At 53.5% G+C, this 16,055-nt stretch carries 16 protein-coding genes and 1 riboswitch; of the genes, 1 reads left to right on the top strand and 15 read right to left on the bottom strand.

Features of this window, described 5'->3' with window-relative positions:
* Window positions 1–114: 114 nt before the first annotated feature.
* The 10 genes from sufB to KNP02_RS03105 all read right to left on the bottom strand — a co-directional run bounded on the left by sufB (window position 115) and on the right by KNP02_RS03105 (window position 10,147).
* Window positions 115–1,512 (bottom strand): Fe-S cluster assembly protein SufB, encoded by a 1,398-nt coding sequence (gene sufB, locus KNP02_RS03150; RefSeq protein WP_214707331.1) that lies wholly within the window; start codon window positions 1,510–1,512, stop codon window positions 115–117.
* A 19-nt stretch (window positions 1,513–1,531) separates the two neighbouring features.
* Window positions 1,532–1,966, bottom strand: coding sequence for a Fe-S cluster assembly sulfur transfer protein SufU (gene sufU / locus KNP02_RS03145; protein WP_034778441.1), 435 nt, complete (start codon window positions 1,964–1,966; stop codon window positions 1,532–1,534).
* Window positions 1,956–3,176 carry a cysteine desulfurase gene (locus tag KNP02_RS03140; RefSeq protein ID WP_214707356.1) on the bottom strand — a complete coding sequence of 407 codons (1,221 nt, stop codon included), beginning with the start codon at window positions 3,174–3,176 and terminating at the stop codon, window positions 1,956–1,958. The genes sufU and KNP02_RS03140 overlap by 11 nt, the downstream gene beginning before the upstream one ends.
* Window position 3,177: 1 nt before the next feature.
* Window positions 3,178–4,446, bottom strand: a complete 1,269-nt coding sequence (gene sufD / locus KNP02_RS03135) for a Fe-S cluster assembly protein SufD (RefSeq protein WP_214707329.1) — start codon at window positions 4,444–4,446, stop codon at window positions 3,178–3,180.
* Window positions 4,447–4,458: 12 nt separating this feature from the next.
* A complete protein-coding gene (sufC, locus tag KNP02_RS03130) occupies window positions 4,459–5,220 on the bottom strand; it encodes a Fe-S cluster assembly ATPase SufC (RefSeq protein WP_152567746.1) in 762 nt (253 codons plus the stop codon).
* A gap of 172 nt (window positions 5,221–5,392) precedes the next feature.
* Window positions 5,393–6,607 carry an MDR family MFS transporter gene (locus KNP02_RS03125; protein WP_214707327.1) on the bottom strand — a complete coding sequence of 405 codons (1,215 nt, stop codon included), beginning with the start codon at window positions 6,605–6,607 and terminating at the stop codon, window positions 5,393–5,395.
* A 105-nt stretch (window positions 6,608–6,712) separates the two neighbouring features.
* A complete protein-coding gene (locus tag KNP02_RS03120) occupies window positions 6,713–7,540 on the bottom strand; it encodes a MetQ/NlpA family ABC transporter substrate-binding protein (protein WP_214707325.1) in 828 nt (275 codons plus the stop codon).
* Between the two features lie 30 nt (window positions 7,541–7,570).
* Window positions 7,571–8,233 (bottom strand): methionine ABC transporter permease, encoded by a 663-nt coding sequence (locus KNP02_RS03115; RefSeq protein WP_034778455.1) that lies wholly within the window; start codon window positions 8,231–8,233, stop codon window positions 7,571–7,573.
* Window positions 8,223–9,251 (bottom strand): methionine ABC transporter ATP-binding protein, encoded by a 1,029-nt coding sequence (locus KNP02_RS03110; protein WP_034778457.1) that lies wholly within the window; start codon window positions 9,249–9,251, stop codon window positions 8,223–8,225. The genes KNP02_RS03115 and KNP02_RS03110 overlap by 11 nt, the downstream gene beginning before the upstream one ends.
* 78 nt (window positions 9,252–9,329) lie before the next feature.
* Window positions 9,330–9,435: riboswitch (SAM riboswitch) on the bottom strand.
* A gap of 454 nt (window positions 9,436–9,889) precedes the next feature.
* Window positions 9,890–10,147: a thioredoxin family protein gene (locus tag KNP02_RS03105; RefSeq protein ID WP_114166832.1), complete on the bottom strand. Its 258-nt coding sequence runs from the start codon at window positions 10,145–10,147 to the stop codon at window positions 9,890–9,892.
* A 187-nt stretch (window positions 10,148–10,334) separates the two neighbouring features.
* Between KNP02_RS03105 and KNP02_RS03100 the strand changes: the two genes are divergently transcribed.
* Window positions 10,335–11,387: a PTS sugar transporter subunit IIC gene (locus tag KNP02_RS03100; RefSeq protein WP_214707323.1), complete on the top strand. Its 1,053-nt coding sequence runs from the start codon at window positions 10,335–10,337 to the stop codon at window positions 11,385–11,387.
* A 43-nt stretch (window positions 11,388–11,430) separates the two neighbouring features.
* On the opposite strand, the gene gcvH is transcribed toward KNP02_RS03100, so the two are convergent.
* From gcvH to KNP02_RS03075, 5 genes are all read right to left on the bottom strand, one after another.
* Window positions 11,431–11,814 carry a glycine cleavage system protein GcvH gene (gene gcvH / locus KNP02_RS03095; protein ID WP_021065488.1) on the bottom strand — a complete coding sequence of 128 codons (384 nt, stop codon included), beginning with the start codon at window positions 11,812–11,814 and terminating at the stop codon, window positions 11,431–11,433.
* A 39-nt stretch (window positions 11,815–11,853) separates the two neighbouring features.
* Window positions 11,854–12,216 carry an arsenate reductase family protein gene (locus KNP02_RS03090; RefSeq protein WP_214707321.1) on the bottom strand — a complete coding sequence of 121 codons (363 nt, stop codon included), beginning with the start codon at window positions 12,214–12,216 and terminating at the stop codon, window positions 11,854–11,856.
* 45 nt (window positions 12,217–12,261) lie between these two features.
* On the bottom strand, window positions 12,262–12,990 hold the full coding sequence (locus tag KNP02_RS03085) for a hypothetical protein (protein WP_214707319.1): 729 nt from the start codon (window positions 12,988–12,990) through the stop codon (window positions 12,262–12,264).
* Window positions 12,991–13,079: 89 nt separating this feature from the next.
* The gene (locus tag KNP02_RS03080) at window positions 13,080–14,864 is read right to left on the bottom strand and encodes an acyl-CoA dehydrogenase family protein (protein WP_214707317.1); all 1,785 of its coding nucleotides are present in this window, start codon (window positions 14,862–14,864) and stop codon (window positions 13,080–13,082) included.
* Window positions 14,865–14,877: 13 nt separating this feature from the next.
* Window positions 14,878–16,050: an acetyl-CoA C-acetyltransferase gene (locus KNP02_RS03075; protein ID WP_214707315.1), complete on the bottom strand. Its 1,173-nt coding sequence runs from the start codon at window positions 16,048–16,050 to the stop codon at window positions 14,878–14,880.
* Between the last annotated feature and the right edge of the window lie 5 nt (window positions 16,051–16,055).

Here is a 16,055-nt window from a genome sequence, read left to right as displayed (position 1 = left end):
ATTCACTCCCAATATGATTTAGTCCAGTGTACACAAAAACCCTGAGCAGTAGACTTTTTTTTAGTGTCTACTACTCAGGGTACAGTTTATTGCGGTGAGTTCGCTAATTAAAGATTATCCGATCGATCCTTCCATCTCGAACTTGATGAGACGGTTCATTTCGACGGCATATTCCATTGGCAATTCTTTCGTGAACGGCTCGATGAAGCCCATGACGATCATTTCCGTCGCTTCTTCTTCCGAGATTCCACGGCTCATGAGGTAGAAGAGTTGCTCTTCTGACACTTTAGAGACTTTCGCTTCGTGCTCGAGTGAGACTTGATCGTTCAAGATCTCGTTGTACGGGATCGTGTCCGACGTCGACTCGTTGTCCATGATGAGCGTGTCACATTCGATGTTCGAACGTGCGCCTTTCGCTTTACGGCCGAAGTGGACGATACCGCGATACGAGACTTTTCCGCCTTGTTTCGAGATCGACTTCGAGACGATTGACGACGACGTGTTCGGTGCGAGGTGAATCATTTTCGCGCCGGCGTCTTGGTGCTGCCCTTTACCGCCGAGGGCGATTGAGAGCGTCATACCACGTGAGCCTTCACCTTTTAAGATGACAGCCGGGTATTTCATCGTGAGTTTCGAACCGATGTTACCATCGATCCACTCCATCGATCCACCCGCTTCACAGACGGCACGCTTCGTGACCAAGTTATAGACGTTGTTCGCCCAGTTTTGGATCGTCGTATAACGGCAGTACGCGTCTTTGTTGACGAAGATCTCAACGACCGCTGAGTGAAGTGAGTTCGTCGTGTAGACCGGTGCTGTACATCCTTCGACGTAATGGACAGATGCGCCCTCGTCGACGATGATGAGCGTCCGCTCGAACTGACCCATGTTCTCCGAGTTGATGCGGAAGTAAGCTTGGAGCGGTTGCTCGAGCTTCACGCCTTTTGGTACGTAGATGAACGAGCCACCTGACCAAACAGCCGAGTTGAGTGCCGCGAACTTGTTGTCCGTCGGCGGAATCAATTTTCCGAAATACTCACGGAAGAGGTCTTCATTTTCTTTAAGCGCCGTGTCTGTATCTTTGAAGACAACACCTTTCGCTTCGAAATCTTCTTGCATGCTGTGATAGACGACTTCAGACTCATACTGAGCCGAAACGCCTGCCAAGTATTTTTGCTCCGCTTCCGGGATTCCGAGCTTGTCAAACGTACGTTTGATTTCTTCAGGAACCTCGTCCCACGAGTGCTCTGTCTTTTCAGACGGTTTGACATAATACGTGATCTCATCGAAATCGAGTGCCGTGAGATCGCCGCCCCATGTCGGCATCGGCATTTTGCGGAACTGTTCGAGTGATTTCAAACGGAACTCGAGCATCCATGTCGGTTCTTCTTTCATGCGCGAGATCGTTTCTACGATTTCGTTCGTCAAGCCGCGGCCTGAACGGAAAATCGAGATGTCTCGGTCATGGAAGCCATATTTATAATCGCCAATGTCAGGCATGTTTTTCGCCATATCGGTCTCCTCCTTCTACTTACGCTTCCTCGTCGACTCCCTTTTCAAGCGCTTTCCACGCGAGCGTGGCGCACTTGATGCGAGCCGGAAACTTTGAGACGCCAGACAACGCTTCGATGTCGCCTAGGTCGAACGTGTCTGTATCGTAGTCTTTCCCTTGGACCATCTCCGAGAAGATGTTGGCCAATTGGAGTGCCTCGTCAACAGACTTGCCCTTCACGATTTGAGTCATCATCGATGCCGAGGCGAGACTGATCGAACAGCCTTCCCCTTCAAACTTGGCATCTTTCACGATTCCATCCTCGACTTGGAGTTGGAGTCGGAGTGAATCCCCGCATGTCGGGTTGTTCAAGTCGATCGTCACGCCATCTTCGATGACGCCACGGTTTCTTGGGTTTTTATAATGATCCATGATGACCTGTCGGTACAACATGTCGAGGTTGTTAAAACTCATAATTGAAATACTCCTTCGTTTGACGTAGCCCTTCGATGAAGCGGTCGACTTCTTCTTTCGTATTGTACAAGTAGAAGCTCGCTCGGGCTGTCGATGATTGCTTCAGGAGACGCATGAGCGGCTGGGCACAATGGTGACCGGCCCGGACCGCGATGCCTTGCATGTCCAAGACGGTCGCTAAGTCGTGGGCGTGCACGTCACCTAAGTTGAACGTGACGAGTCCGACCCGTTCCTCTGGCCCGAAGATTTGGATACCTTCGATCGTCCGCATCTGTTCGATGGCGTACGTCGCAAGCGCCCGTTCGTGGGCTTCGACGTTCTCGAGACCGAGGTCTTCTAAAAAGTCGATGGCCGCTGCCAAACCGACGGCGCCGGCGATAATCGGCGTCCCTGCTTCGAACCGGTACGGGATATCTTTCCATGTCGACTCATACAAGTCGACGTAATCGATCATCTCGCCACCGAATTCGACCGGTTCCATGTGTTTAAGCAACTGTTTCTTCCCGTATAAGACCCCAATCCCGGTCGGACCGAGCATCTTATGGCCTGAGAAGGCGAGGAAGTCGCAGTCGAGTGCTTGCACGTCAAGTTTACGGTGCGGTGCGCTTTGCGCCGCATCGACGACCATGACCGCGCCTTTTTCATGGGCGAGCTTCGCCACGTCGGCAATCGGGTTGATCGTACCGAGCACGTTCGAGACGTGACTCATGGCAACGATTTTCGTCCGGTCCGACAAGACGGCACGGACCGCGTCGAGCGTGACTCGACCCTCCGGCGTCAATTCGACGTAACGGAGTTTGGCCCCTTTACGCTTGGCGAGCTGTTGCCATGGAATCAAGTTGGCGTGATGCTCCATCGGCGTGAGGACGATCTCGTCCCCTGCTCCGACGTTGGCATCCCCGTAGCTCGACGCGACGAGGTTAATCGCCGTCGTCGTCCCGCGTGTGAAGATGATCTCTTCCGGGACGGCGGCGTTGATGAATGAACGGACGCGCTCCCGCGCCCCTTCATACGCATCCGTCGCGTGCGTCCCGAGCGTATGGACGCCCCGGTGCACGTTCGAGTGGATGCGGCGATAGTAATCCTCGATCGCCTCGATGACAGCAAGCGGTTTTTGGGAGCTCGCCGCGCTGTCGAGATAGACGAGCGGATGACCGTTGATTTCCTGATCTAAAATCGGGAACTGTTTACGAATCGAGGCATCGATCATCTTAACGTACTTTCCCTTCGATGACTTCACGGAGACGGTCTTTGACCGACTCGATCGCGAGTTGCTCGACGACCGGGTTCAAGAATCCGTGAATGATCAACCGTTCGGCTTCTTTACGTGACAAACCGCGGCTCATCAAGTAGTAGAGCTGCACGTCGTCGACGCGTCCGACCGAAGCGGCGTGACCGGCCATGACGTCGTCCTCATCGATGAGGAGAATCGGGTTCGCGTCGCCACGTGCCTTTTCAGACAACATGAGCACACGTTCCGTTTGAACGCCGTTCGATTTCGAAGCGCCGTGGTGAATCATCGATGTCCCGCTGAAGATGGCCGTGGCCGAATCTTTTTGGACACCGTGAATCAAGATGAACCCTTCTGAAGACTTCCCGAAATGGTCCGTCCGGATGTTGAAGTTTTGTTTCTGTGCGCCACGACCGACCGTGACGGCTTTCGTGTCTGAGAACGTGTTGTCTCCGACGAGGTGTGTCTTCGTCTCGACGAGCGAGTTGCCGTCATTCATGTGACCGAGCGCCCATTCAAGGCGTGCGTTCTCATAGACGACACCACGGCGGTTCATGAACGAGAGGGCCGACTCAGCAAGCTGATCGACGCCACCGAAGACGACTTTCGCGTTCGCGGCTGCGAACACTTCTGTCACGGCGTTGACCGTGTGCGGCTCGTTCGTGTTCGAGAGGAAGCTCTCGACATACGTCACTTCACTGCCTTCGTCCGCGACGATGATCGTGTGGTGATAGAGCGCGCCGTTCGCTTGTTCCATCGTGAAGATGGCTTGGAGCGGGTCTTTCAACTGGACGTTCTTCGGTACGTATAGGAACGCACCACCGTTCATGAGGGCAGCGTTCAACGCAGACAAACGTTCTTCGTCCACGCGGACACCTTCCGTCATGAAGTACTTCTCGACGAGGTCCGGATGTTGTTCCATCGCTTCGTTGATGCCCATGAAGAGGACACCTTCTGGCGTCGCGAGTTCGTTGTAGACGACATGACCGTTGCGTTCAACGAGCACGTTTGTACGGTGGTCTCCAAGAAGTGCTTCGATTTCAGGCGTCAAGCCGTCTTGCTTCTTGAGCTCGACGTCTCCAGAGACGAAGTCCCATTTATCAATCTTGATCTTTTCAACTTTTGGCAAGGCGAGAGTCGGCGCAAGTTCTGCTGCAACTTTACGACGGTTGACCATAAATGCCGGTCCACCGAGCGCCTCTGCACGTGCCGCTACTGCTTGTGCATCCAATTCAAATTGTACGGTCATCGTACAGCCTCCTTACGCTTCTGTGTCTACTGTCATTCCAAGATCTTGCTTCACCCAGTCGTAACCTTCTGCTTCGAGTCGTTGTGCAAGCTCTTTGCCACCTGACATGACGATTTTACCGTCCATCATGATGTGAACAAAGTCTGGCTCGATGTAGTTGAGGAGACGTTGATAGTGCGTGATGATCAAGCAGCCGAACTCTTCGTTGCGCATTTCGTTGACGCCTTTGGCGACGACTTTGAGCGCATCGATGTCGAGACCTGAGTCAATTTCATCGAGGATGGCGATGTTCGGTTTAATCATCATCATTTGAAGAATCTCGTTACGTTTTTTCTCTCCGCCTGAGAAGCCTTCGTTCAAATAGCGGTGTGCCATTTCTGAAGGGATTTCGAGGACGTCCATTTTCGCATCGAGTTCACGGATGAACTTCATGAGTGAGATTTCTTGTCCTTCTTCGCGGCGTGAGTTGATTGCTGAACGCAAGAAATCGGCATTCGTGACACCACTGATTTCAGCAGGATACTGCATCGCGAGGAACATTCCGGCTTGCGCGCGCTCGTCAACTTCCATGTCGAGTACGTCTTCGCCGTTCAAATCGACGCTTCCGCCTGTTACTTCATATAATGGATGTCCCATAAGTGCCGATGCGAGTGTAGATTTACCCGTCCCGTTAGGACCCATGATGGCGTGAATTTCGCCACCTTTAATTTCAAGATTAAGACCTTTGACGATCTCTTTTCCTTCGATTGAGACGCGGAGGTCATCAATTTTCATGTGTGGTACGTTAGACATTCGGATACCCCTTCCGTTTTCTCGCCATTTTTGGCGTAGATTAGATATATTCTAATCTTAATCTAGGCAATTTTTTATTTCAAGCGACTCACCTTATTATTCATTCTCAATAAAACTTAAATGTTGAGAATGAGAATATCGGGAAATCAAGACTTTATCCAACTTTTTCCTCGATTAAGGCCAAACTTGCTTTCCGTTCTTTCAAGGCGCCGGCGAAGAAGAAGGCGCCGCAAGCCGTCAACACGGCCAAGCTTCCAAACACTGGCAACGCGGCGTTATCAAACCCATCGAGCAACACCCCACCGATGACGGGGCCGATCGTCTGACCGAGCGCCGTCAACCCCATCGCCCCGAAATACGTCCCGCGCAGGTGAGCCGGTGCCAATTCGTCCGTCAATACATCCGTCATCGTGAACATGAGCACCTCACCGATTGTGAAGATGACCATCGCGATGAACAACACCCACGTCTCGGTCGCAAAACCGATGAGCAGGAGCCCCGTCGACAGCGTCCCGACGCCGAAAAAGAGTGACTTGATCGGCGACACGCGAATCCCGAAGCGCATGATCGGATATTGGACGATAAGGACCGTGATCGCATTGACCGTCAACAGATAGGCGAACAAACGTGAGCCATCGCTGAAACCGTCATGGAACGCGATGAACTGCGGCAACGTCGCATTGAACTGACTATAGCCGATGATGGCGAAGATCATCCCGATGATGACGTAGCGGAACGTCTTATCTTGTTGTAACACACGGAACGTCTCCGTCAAGCGCGGCCGGACTTTGACGCCGTCCCCTTCCTCGAACGGATATTTCCGGAACAACGTCGAGATGACGAGACCGTATAACACATAGACGCCCGTGACGACGAAGAAGGCGCTCTTCGCCCCGGTGAGCGACAACACGACCGCGAGCAACGGACCGATCGCCGCCGCGATATTGATTAAAAAGTAGCGGACATTGTAGACGATGACGCGCTGGTCCGGTTGCGTCGTGTCGCTGATGAGCGCGCGGGACGCCGGTTCGAGGAACGACCGCGACACGCCCATAAGTACCGAGAACATGTAAAACCAAAATAATTCCGTCCCGAGCGCGAACCCGCTGAACGTGATCGCGTTCAAGGCGATTCCGATGAGCATCAACTGTTTGCGTCCATAGCGGTCAGACAGCGTGCCCCCAAAAAAGCTCATGAATAACCCCGATAACGCCGAGATGGCGAACACCGTCCCGATGATACTCGCCGAGAAGCCAAGCGTCGCAAGATAAATCGCAAAAAACGGCATAACAAAAAATGTCGACAGCCGGGCAAAAAATGTACCAAATAAGACACCCAGCGTCAGCGGATGAATGTGTCGTATGTTCATCCGGATCCCCCCTTTTTCTACACATATGTATTGTACTTCTATTGGTGCGCCAAAACTACTCCAAACAAAAAAGGCCCGGGATGTCCCGAGCCTTGACAACAATTATTATTTGACCGGTACGACTGCGCCTTTGTATTCGTCCAAGATCCACTGTTGTGTCTCTTCTGACGTGAGGACTTCAAGGAGTGCCTTGACGCGCTCGTCGTCTTCGTCGCCTTCACGTGTGACGATCAAGTTGACGTAAGGTGAGTCTTCGCCTTCAAGGGCGATCGCGTCTTCGAGCGGGTTGAGGCCGGCATCGATCGCGTAGTTCGTGTTGATGAGGACCGCGTCCCCTTCACCGTTGTTGAACGCTTGCGGGAGAAGTGCCGCTTCAACGTCCGTCTTGAACTCCAAGTTTTTCGGATTGTCGACGATGTCTGAAACCGTCGCGTCCGTCGTCTTGCCTTCTGCGAGCGTGAGTAAGCCTTCTGATTGGAGCATCGTGAGGATTCGTCCGTGGTCAGCGACTGACGAACTCATGATGATTTCAGCGCCTTTTGGCAGCTCATCGAGTGATTTGTAGTCTTGTGAGTAGACACCGATCGGCTCGATGTGGACGCCGCCGGCAGATGCGAATTTGTAGTCTTTGTTCTCAGCCATTTGCGACTCGAGGTACGGCTCGTGTTGGAAGTAGTTCGCGTCGAGTTCGCCGTCCGCGAGCGTTTTGTTCGGGAGGACGTAGTCTTGGAACTTCTTAATTTCGAGCGTATAGCCCTTCTCTTCGTAGTCGTCTTGAATGTGCTCTAAAATCTCAGCGTGCGGGACGTTTGACGCACCGACGACGAGCGTCTTGTCATCGCCCGAACCTGATTCTGAATCTCCGCCGCAAGCTGCGAGAATAGTGAGTGCTGAAGCTGCTGTCAATCCGAGTACTGTTTTCCATGATTTCATTATAAAACCCCTCCAAATTTTCTATTTAGATCAAGCGGAACGCTTGTCAATTACTGATACGAGTCGATCGCCGATGAACTGGATGACGAAGACGATAACCAAGATTAAGACGGTCGCGACGAACGTGACGTCACTCTGTGAGCGCTGGAACCCTTCAAGGAACGCCAAGTTCCCGAGTCCCCCGCCCCCAACGACCCCTGCCATCGCCGTATAACCGACGATCGCGACGATCGTGACCGTGATGCCTGACACGATGGCCGGTAATGCTTCTGGGAACAACACTTTATAGACGATCTGCCATTTTGTCGCACCCATCGATTCAGCCGCCTCGATGACGCCGCGGTCGACTTCACGCAGGGCGAGCTCGACCATCCGCGCATAGAACGGAGCCGCACCGATGATGAGCGCCGGCAACGCTGCCGTCGACCCGAGCATCGTCCCGACGACGAGTAACGTGAACGGGATGAGCAAGATGATCAAAATGATGAACGGGATCGACCGGAACACGTTGACGATTGCGCTGATGACCGTGTAAATCGGACGGTTTTTCATCATGAGCGGTTCGTTCGTGACGTATAAGAGCATCCCGAGGGCGAGACCGATGACGAACGTCGCGGCTCCGGCGACGAGCGTCATATAGAGCGTCTCCCACGTTTGCTCGAGCATGACTTGCCAATCTACATTAGGAAACATCGCTTTCTACCTCCACTTCCACTGCCTGCGATCGGATTGAGGCGATGGCCCGCTCGACTTCAGCCGGCTCTCCGATCAATTGGATGAATAATGTCCCGAGGGCACCGACTTGTGACTGCGTCACGTTCCCGCCGATGATGTTGAAGCCGATATCATGCTGCTTCAACACTTCTGACAGAATCGGTTGCTCGGCCGTCTCGTTCAAGAATTTGAGCTTGACGATTTGACCGCTCGGATAACGCGCTTTCAAGTGCTCGAACGTGAGCGACATGTCTTCGACCGCGCCGATCTGCTTAACGAACTCTTTCGTGATTGGCTGTTCCGGATGTTGGAACACCTCGGCGACTTGTCCGGTCTCGACGACCTTCCCGGCCTCCATGACGGCGACGCGGTGGCAAATCTTTTGGATGACGTGCATCTCATGGGTGATGAGGACGATCGTCAATCCGAGCTTTTTATTGATGCTGACGAGCAGTTCGAGAATCGAATCGGTCGTCTTCGGGTCGAGTGCGCTCGTCGCTTCATCGCAGAGGAGCACTTCTGGATTCGTAGCGAGCGCACGGGCTATCCCGACTCGCTGCTTTTGACCGCCCGATAGTTGCGACGGATAGCTGTCTTCCCGTCCGCCTAAGCCGACGAGTTCGACAAGTTCTTGGACGCGGCGTTTGCGTTCGCTGGCCGGTACCCCGATGAGCTCGAGCGGGAAGCTGATGTTCTCAGCGACCGTGCGCGACCATAATAGGTTGAAGTGTTGGAACACCATCGAGACGTTTTTACGTACCCCGCGTAGTTCCTTAGGCGTGAGCTTCGTCAGCTCGCTGCCGGCGACCACGATTTCACCGCTAGACGGTGCCTCGAGTCGGTTGAGCAAGCGGATGAGCGTCGACTTCCCCGCCCCTGAATATCCGATTATTCCAAAAATTTCGCCGCTTTCGATGGTAAGCGACACATCATCGACCGCCTGGACCCGACCGTTTTTCGTATCGAACCATTTGGCCACATTGCGTAGTTGAATCAATCCATTTCCCTCCTGACAACAAAAAAAGTACGCACGTTTGAGCAAACGTGCGTACTTTATCGGTACGGACAACGATTGCTCTCATCTTCCAAGGTTTACACCTTGCTGGAATTAGCACCATTTCGGATTGCTCCGCGGTTGCTGGGCGTCATAGGGCCAGTCCCTCAGCCTCTCTTGATAAGAGGGGTTGCGTATTTGATTAGCTTTATCATAGCGACACATTATTTTCATGTCAAACTATTTTTTTCAGACAAATTAAAAAAAGGTGCCATCCGAGGATGACACAGAACGTAGCACCTTGAGTCACTGAAAGACAACCCATAGATGAACCTCTTTTGCCCGATCAGAGCATTCATCCTTATATGGGGGATTTTTACCCGACCATCACTCGATCTTCGAACGGACCATGCAATTACGCGACCGGTGCCCCGACGCTTGATTTTTTTGGGGGACAATCGAAGGGAAGGTCCACCTGAAATCGCGTAAGCTCATGCAACGGTTGTTCGAAAACGTCTTGCTGACGGGAAAATCTCGTCCTATGTTGTGTTCAAGTAAGATGTTGTAATGAATATATCATTCGTGAACTTTCTGTGTCAACTGATTATTTAAAATTTTCAGATTATTCTAATCATCCTATCTCATTTGACGAAAGATAGGACGTGCTGGACGTTTTGAAACGCGTACAAACGATCGCGAACTTGGCCATTTTCCAGCTTCAATAGCGCCGGGACGCTCATGACCTGATACGCCTCGAGCTCGTTCGGGATAAAGTTGGCATCGCGCTTTTCAATCTGGAGTTCGGGGTCGACGGCCTCGACGACCGAGAGCATCCGCTCGGCCACGGCGCATGTACCGCACATCGGGGCGTATATATATAAGAATCCGTCTGTCATCATTGTTCTCACCTCTCCTCTAAGTATATGAATCCGGACCGGTCGGTTCAAAAGTTGTGCTCAAATGGAAAATTCTGAACATTTCAACATTTTGTATTGACGCTCTCTAGAAAGAGGCATAGTATGGTCATTAACTTTATTGCTTTTGTACATAACAGCATACCAGTAGAAAAGGACAGGTGAATCCCCAATGACGGAAGAGAAGCTTACCGGAAAACAGTTTTTGATGAACGTCTTGAACGGCCTTAGTCTTGCCATCCTCATCGCCCTCATCCCGAGCGCCTTGCTCGGTGAATTAACGAAAGCCATCTTACCTTATGTTCCGTCCTTGCAGTTCATCTTGGACGCGACAACGATTGCGATGCGTCTCTTACCGGTCATCATCGGTGTCGCTGTCGCCATGCAGTTCGGACGCTCGGCACTCGAGGCCGGCACAATCGGCATCGCGACCCAAGTCGGGAGCGGCGCCATCCGCATCGAGGAAGGGGTGTTCCTCATGGCTGGAATCGGTGACGTCATCACGGCCGGTGTGACGGCCGCTCTTGCGACGTTCCTCGTCATGCAGTTGTCGCCACGCTTGAAGACATACACGGTACTCGTCTTACCGATGACGGTCATCGTCGTCGCCGGAGGGATCGGGGCGTTCCTACTCACTTACATCTCACAAATCACAACATACGTCGGGACAATCATTATGACAATGACGGAACTACAGCCGATTGTGATGGGCATGTTGATTGCGATGGCGTTCTCGCTCATCATCGTCTCGCCAATCTCGACGGTCGGCATCGCCACAGCCATCAGCCTGTCTGGTGTCGCGGCCGGGGCCGCCAACCTAGGGGTCGTCGCCGCCGGCTTCGGTCTCGCCATCGCCGGCTGGCAGATGAACGCGACGGGAACGTCGATCGCCCACTTCCTCGGGTCACCGAAGATTCAAATGGCGAACTTCGTCCGTCGTCCAATCATGATGTTGCCCGTACTCGCCAATGCGGCCATCCTCGGAGCGCTCGCAGGCATCCTTCGGATCGAAGGCACGCCGATCAGTGCCGGTTTCGGCGTCTCCGGCCTCATCGGTCCAATCAACGCCTTGCATTTGATGCCGGGAGGCTTCGCGCTCTGGAACGTCATGCTCGTCATCGTCTTGTTCGGACTCATCCCGGTAACGCTCGGAATCATCTTCTACCGCCTGTTCAACCGGACGTCGCTCATCCAGCCTGATCATTACCGCCTCGATTTCGAATGAACAAAAAAAGCCCGGCTTCTCGTGAAGAGAAACCGGGTTTTGTTTAGCCTTGAATCATCGCTTCGTATTCTTCGGCTGACATGAGTTTGTCGACGTCTGACGCGTCGTTCAACTCGACTTCGATCATCCAAGCGCCTTCGAACGGTGCCTCGTTGACGAGTTCTGGTGAATCAGCGAGTGATTCGTTCACCGCTGTGATTTTTCCAGAGATTGGAGCGTACAATTCTGAAACGGTTTTGACCGACTCGACCGAACCGAACGGCTCATCGAGTAAAATCGTGCCGCCGACTTCAGGAAGTTCTACAAAGACGATATCCCCTAGTTCGCTTTGTGCGAAATCCGTGATCCCGATGCGGGCCACGCTTCCGTTCACTTCAACCCATTCGTGCTCTTTTGAATAACGTAGATTGGCAGGTACTTTGCTCATCTTAACTTCCCCCTCAAATGAATTAGACTCACACGAGTATTATAGCACTTCGCGCCAAACGTCTGTAAACGACTTTTCTGAAAATCCGACAGTTGATTTTTGACCATCTGTCACGATTGGACGCTTTAAAAGCATACCATTGCTCGCGAGAAGCTCGAGTTGTTCGTCTTCTGATAGATTTGGCAGTTGATCTTTGATACCTTCATTTCGATATACTTGGCCGCTCGTATTGAAGAATTTTTTGAGCGGGAGACCCGACTGTTTCCATAGTTCGGCCAGTTCATCTTTCGACGGTGTCGCCTCGACGATATGGACGTATGTATACTCGACGTTGTTCTCTTTCAACCACTTCTCTGCTTTTTTACACGTACTGCATGGCGGATAGCCATATAGTGTCACCATGTTCATCACCTCTTCTATAAATGTAGCACATTCCGAATCGACCATTCACGCTTCAAGCAAACGCTCAATCTCTCGCTTCAACGATGCGTTCACCGGATGACGCGCCTCGATATAACCGAGAATCGCAGCTGCCGCCTCGACGGAACGCCCATAGCCTAAAACCCCTTGCTCAAGGAGCCTAGTCACGTCAGGATGCTTCGTCTCGACGCGTCGCGTCGGATTGAACGGATCACTCATCTCTCCATGTGCCTTCAGCACGTTATTGATTACCGCGACTTGAATGAGTTCAAAGCCCGCAAGTCGCTCGCCACGTCGCTCTCGGAGCAAGCCGACGTATAGGTTCGTCAGCGCCTCTTCATAGCAATACGCGGCGTCAGGGACGTCTGTGACGACGTTCGGCGTCGCGAAGGCGTGGAACGCTTCGTCACGCTGCCAGACGACACGGCCTGGCGTGTAGGCGATGCCAGGCATCTCAACGACTTCAAACACGGCGAACTCACCATAAATGCCGTCCTCATACATGACCTTATGTCCGTCTTTCGTATTTTGGAACTGATACGCCAACGGTTCAACGGCGAGCCAATCCAAATTGTCGATAAAGCGGGCCTTATGTCCGTCCTCGACAATCAAAAAGAAATCGAGGTCCGAATAGTCATCGAGCCGGTCCGTCTCGAGCCCGATCGAACCGAGCGCGAGGAGCATGAGTGTCCCATCATGCTCTGCGACTGAGCGGCCAATCGCATCCATCCGTTCTAACAATGCCTTACGTCTCATCTACTTCGCCTCCTTCCGTCCATTGTACGGTGTCGGCAAGGCAAAAAGAAAGGGCCGACCGCGTCCGGTCCACCCTTTCTCTCGCTTGCTTACACGATAAACTTGTTCGCTTTGATGAGGCTCGCGGCGACTTCGCGTTTCGTGCCGATGACGTTGATTGGCTGATAACGGCTGAACTTCTTCATCGCCGACAAGAGCATGCGCTGCTCGTCGCCCGATGCGGCCGCGTACAAGACTTCTTTCGCCATGAGTTCGACTTGCTTGAACACTTGCTCGGCGAAGATTTCGGTATAGCGGACTTTCTGTCCGTTCTTCTCAACGCCTGTGCGGGCGATGGCTTTATCCGTCCGCGCGATGGCCGCTTCAAGCGCATAGATGGCGCTGATGATGTCGGCGATCTTCGCGAGAATCTCTTGCTCGTTCTGAATGTCTTGCTGATATTTCTGGACGGCCGTTCCGGCGATCATCAAGTTGATTTTTTTCATGTTCGACAGAAGCATCTTCTCGCGTGCGAGCGGTGAGCCGTCGAGCTCTTGCGGCATGTAGCTCATGAGCTCTTTTTGGAGTTTCTGTGCCTCGGCGAGGAGTGGTAAGTCGCCTTTCATCGCTTTCTTGAGGAGCGTGCCCGGCACGATCAAGCGGTTGATCTCGTTCGTTCCTTCGAAGATGCGGTTGATGCGTGAGTCACGGTACAAGTTCTCGACTTCATATTCGGTCATGAAGCCGTAGCCGCCGTGGATTTGGACCGCTTCGTCGACGACGTAGTCGAACGTCTCCGAGGCGAACACTTTGTTCAACGAACATTCAATCGCATATTCAGCGATCGCTTGGGCGACTTTCGAGCCGTCACGCATGTTGTCGTCGCCGAGGGCGTCGAGACTGTCTTGGAACAGACCGCCCGTCCGGTAGACCGAGCTCTCCATCGCATAGATGTTCGCGGCCATCGTCGCGAGTTTTTCTTGGATGAGCGGGAACTGGCTGATCGGCGTCTTGAACTGTTTACGCTCGTTCGCGTACTGGACCGAGAGATCGAACGCACGTTTCGACGAACCGACCGCACCGACGGCGAGTTTGTAACGACCGACGTTCAAGATGTTGAAGGCGATGACGTGGCCTTTGCCGATTTCTCCGAGGAGGTTGTCGACTGGGACTTCGACGTCTTCTAAGATGAGCGTCCGTGTCGATGAGCCTTTAATGCCCATCTTCTGTTCTTCAGCCCCTGTCGAGACCCCGCTGAAGTCACGCTCGACGATGAAGGCGCTGAACTTGTCGCCGTCGATTTTCGCGTAGACGACGAACACGTTCGCGAAACCGGCGTTCGTGATCCATTGCTTCTCCCCGTTCAACACGTAGTGCGTGCCGGCCTCGTTCAAGACGGCCGTCGCTTTCGCACCGAGCGCGTCCGACCCTGAGCCTGGCTCTGTGAGGGCGTACGCCGCGATCCATTCGCCGGTCGCGAGCTTCGGCAAGTACTTATGCTTTTGCTCTTCCGTTCCGAAGAAGACGATTGGGAGTGTCCCGATCCCAACGTGGGCGCCGTAGCTGAGGGCGAATGAACGTGCCTTGGCGAACCGCTCCGTGATGATCGATGACGAGATCTTATCAAGCTGATAACCGCCGTACTCTTCTGGCACGTCCGCGCCGAGGAGACCGAGCTCGCCCGCTTCTTTCAACAATTCGACCGAGAGATCGAACTCATGTTTCTCGATGCGTCCAAGGACAGGCATGACACGGTCGTCGACGAAGCTCGCCGTCGTGTCGCCAATCATTTTGTGCTCATCTGAGAAGTCTTCCGGTGTGAACAAACGATCCGCGTCGAGTGCGTCGATGACGAAGCTACCGCCTTTAATCAATTCATGTTCTGTACGTTCCATTGTCAATTCCCCCTTATAGTAATTCGAAGACGCCAGCAGCACCCATACCGCCACCGATGCACATCGTCACAACCCCATACTTTTCATTGCGTCGTTTCATCTCATGCAAGATCGAGACCGCGAGTTTCGCGCCCGTGCAACCGAGCGGATGCCCGAGTGCGATCGCGCCGCCGTTGACGTTCACTCTCGACGGGTCGATGCCGAGTTCACGGATGACGCCGAGCGATTGGCTCGCGAACGCCTCGTTCAGTTCGAACAATCCGACTTCTTCCAACTTCACGCCGGCCATCTCGAGCGCTTTCGGGATGGCGACGACCGGGCCGATCCCCATCACTTCCGGACGGACACCGCCGACCGCGAACGAGAGGAATTTTGCCATCGGTTTCAAGCCTTGACGTTCGGCTTCTTCGCGCTCCATGACGAGCACGGCTGCCGCGCCATCGGACACTTGTGACGCGTTCCCCGCCGTCACCGAGCCCTTGATTTTGAATGCCGGGCGCAGTTTACCGAGCGCCTCGAGCGTCGAGTCGGCACGGACGCCTTCGTCATGTTTGACGACGAGTTCACGTTCCGCGACTTTCCCGTCTTCGCCGAGCACGTGCTCGACGACCGTGACCGGGACGATCTCTTCTTCGAACTTGCCGCCCGCAATCGCTGCCGCCGCTTTTTGGTGGCTGTCGATGGCGAACAAGTCTTGGTCTTCGCGCGAGATGTTATATTCGGCCGCGACACGTTCTGCCGTGTGTCCCATGCTCATATAGTATTCCGGAGCCGTCTCCATGATTGTCGGATTTGGACGGATGACGTGGCCGCCCATTGGGACGAGGCTCATCGATTCCATACCGCCGGCGATGACCGCCGTCGCTTGACCGATCATGATTTTCGCTGCCGCGTCGGCGATCGCTTGAAGGCCGGACGAGCAATATCGGTTGATCGTGATGGCTGGTACTTCGTGCGACAAGCCACCTCGTACGGCCGCGTAACGGGCGATGTTCATCCCTTGTTCCGCTTCCGGCATGGCGCACCCCATGATGACGTCGTCGATTGGTCCCGTGTAGCCAGACCGCTCGAGCGTCGCTTTAATCGCATGACCCGCGAGTTCATCCGAGCGAACATTTCGGAACGAACCGCGTTTTGCTTTTCCGACCGGCGTCCGTGCGCCAGCCACGATGACTGCTTCTCTCATCTGTT

This window comes from Exiguobacterium sp. s40, from assembly GCF_018617905.1.
Classification (GTDB): Bacteria; Bacillota; Bacilli; order Exiguobacteriales; family Exiguobacteriaceae; genus Exiguobacterium; species Exiguobacterium mexicanum_A.
The sequence above is the reverse complement of the archived record's forward strand: the minus strand, read 5'-3'. Positions and strand labels throughout refer to the sequence as shown.

Coding starts and splice junctions, on each gene's coding strand:
- sufB (WP_214707331.1), bottom strand. CDS start 1,512: ATGGCGAAAAACATGCCTGACATTGGCGATTATAAATATGGCTTCCAT.
- sufU (WP_034778441.1), bottom strand. CDS start 1,966: ATGAGTTTTAACAACCTCGACATGTTGTACCGACAGGTCATCATGGAT.
- KNP02_RS03140 (WP_214707356.1), bottom strand. CDS start 3,176: ATGATCGATGCCTCGATTCGTAAACAGTTCCCGATTTTAGATCAGGAA.
- sufD (WP_214707329.1), bottom strand. CDS start 4,446: ATGACCGTACAATTTGAATTGGATGCACAAGCAGTAGCGGCACGTGCA.
- sufC (WP_152567746.1), bottom strand. CDS start 5,220: ATGAAAATTGATGACCTCCGCGTCTCAATCGAAGGAAAAGAGATCGTC.
- KNP02_RS03125 (WP_214707327.1), bottom strand. CDS start 6,607: ATGAACATACGACACATTCATCCGCTGACGCTGGGTGTCTTATTTGGT.
- KNP02_RS03120 (WP_214707325.1), bottom strand. CDS start 7,540: ATGAAATCATGGAAAACAGTACTCGGATTGACAGCAGCTTCAGCACTC.
- KNP02_RS03115 (WP_034778455.1), bottom strand. CDS start 8,233: ATGTTTCCTAATGTAGATTGGCAAGTCATGCTCGAGCAAACGTGGGAG.
- KNP02_RS03105 (WP_114166832.1), bottom strand. CDS start 10,147: ATGATGACAGACGGATTCTTATATATATACGCCCCGATGTGCGGTACA.
- KNP02_RS03100 (WP_214707323.1), top strand. CDS start 10,335: ATGACGGAAGAGAAGCTTACCGGAAAACAGTTTTTGATGAACGTCTTG.
- gcvH (WP_021065488.1), bottom strand. CDS start 11,814: ATGAGCAAAGTACCTGCCAATCTACGTTATTCAAAAGAGCACGAATGG.
- KNP02_RS03090 (WP_214707321.1), bottom strand. CDS start 12,216: ATGGTGACACTATATGGCTATCCGCCATGCAGTACGTGTAAAAAAGCA.
- KNP02_RS03085 (WP_214707319.1), bottom strand. CDS start 12,990: ATGAGACGTAAGGCATTGTTAGAACGGATGGATGCGATTGGCCGCTCA.
- KNP02_RS03080 (WP_214707317.1), bottom strand. CDS start 14,864: ATGGAACGTACAGAACATGAATTGATTAAAGGCGGTAGCTTCGTCATC.
- KNP02_RS03075 (WP_214707315.1), bottom strand. CDS start 16,050: ATGAGAGAAGCAGTCATCGTGGCTGGCGCACGGACGCCGGTCGGAAAA.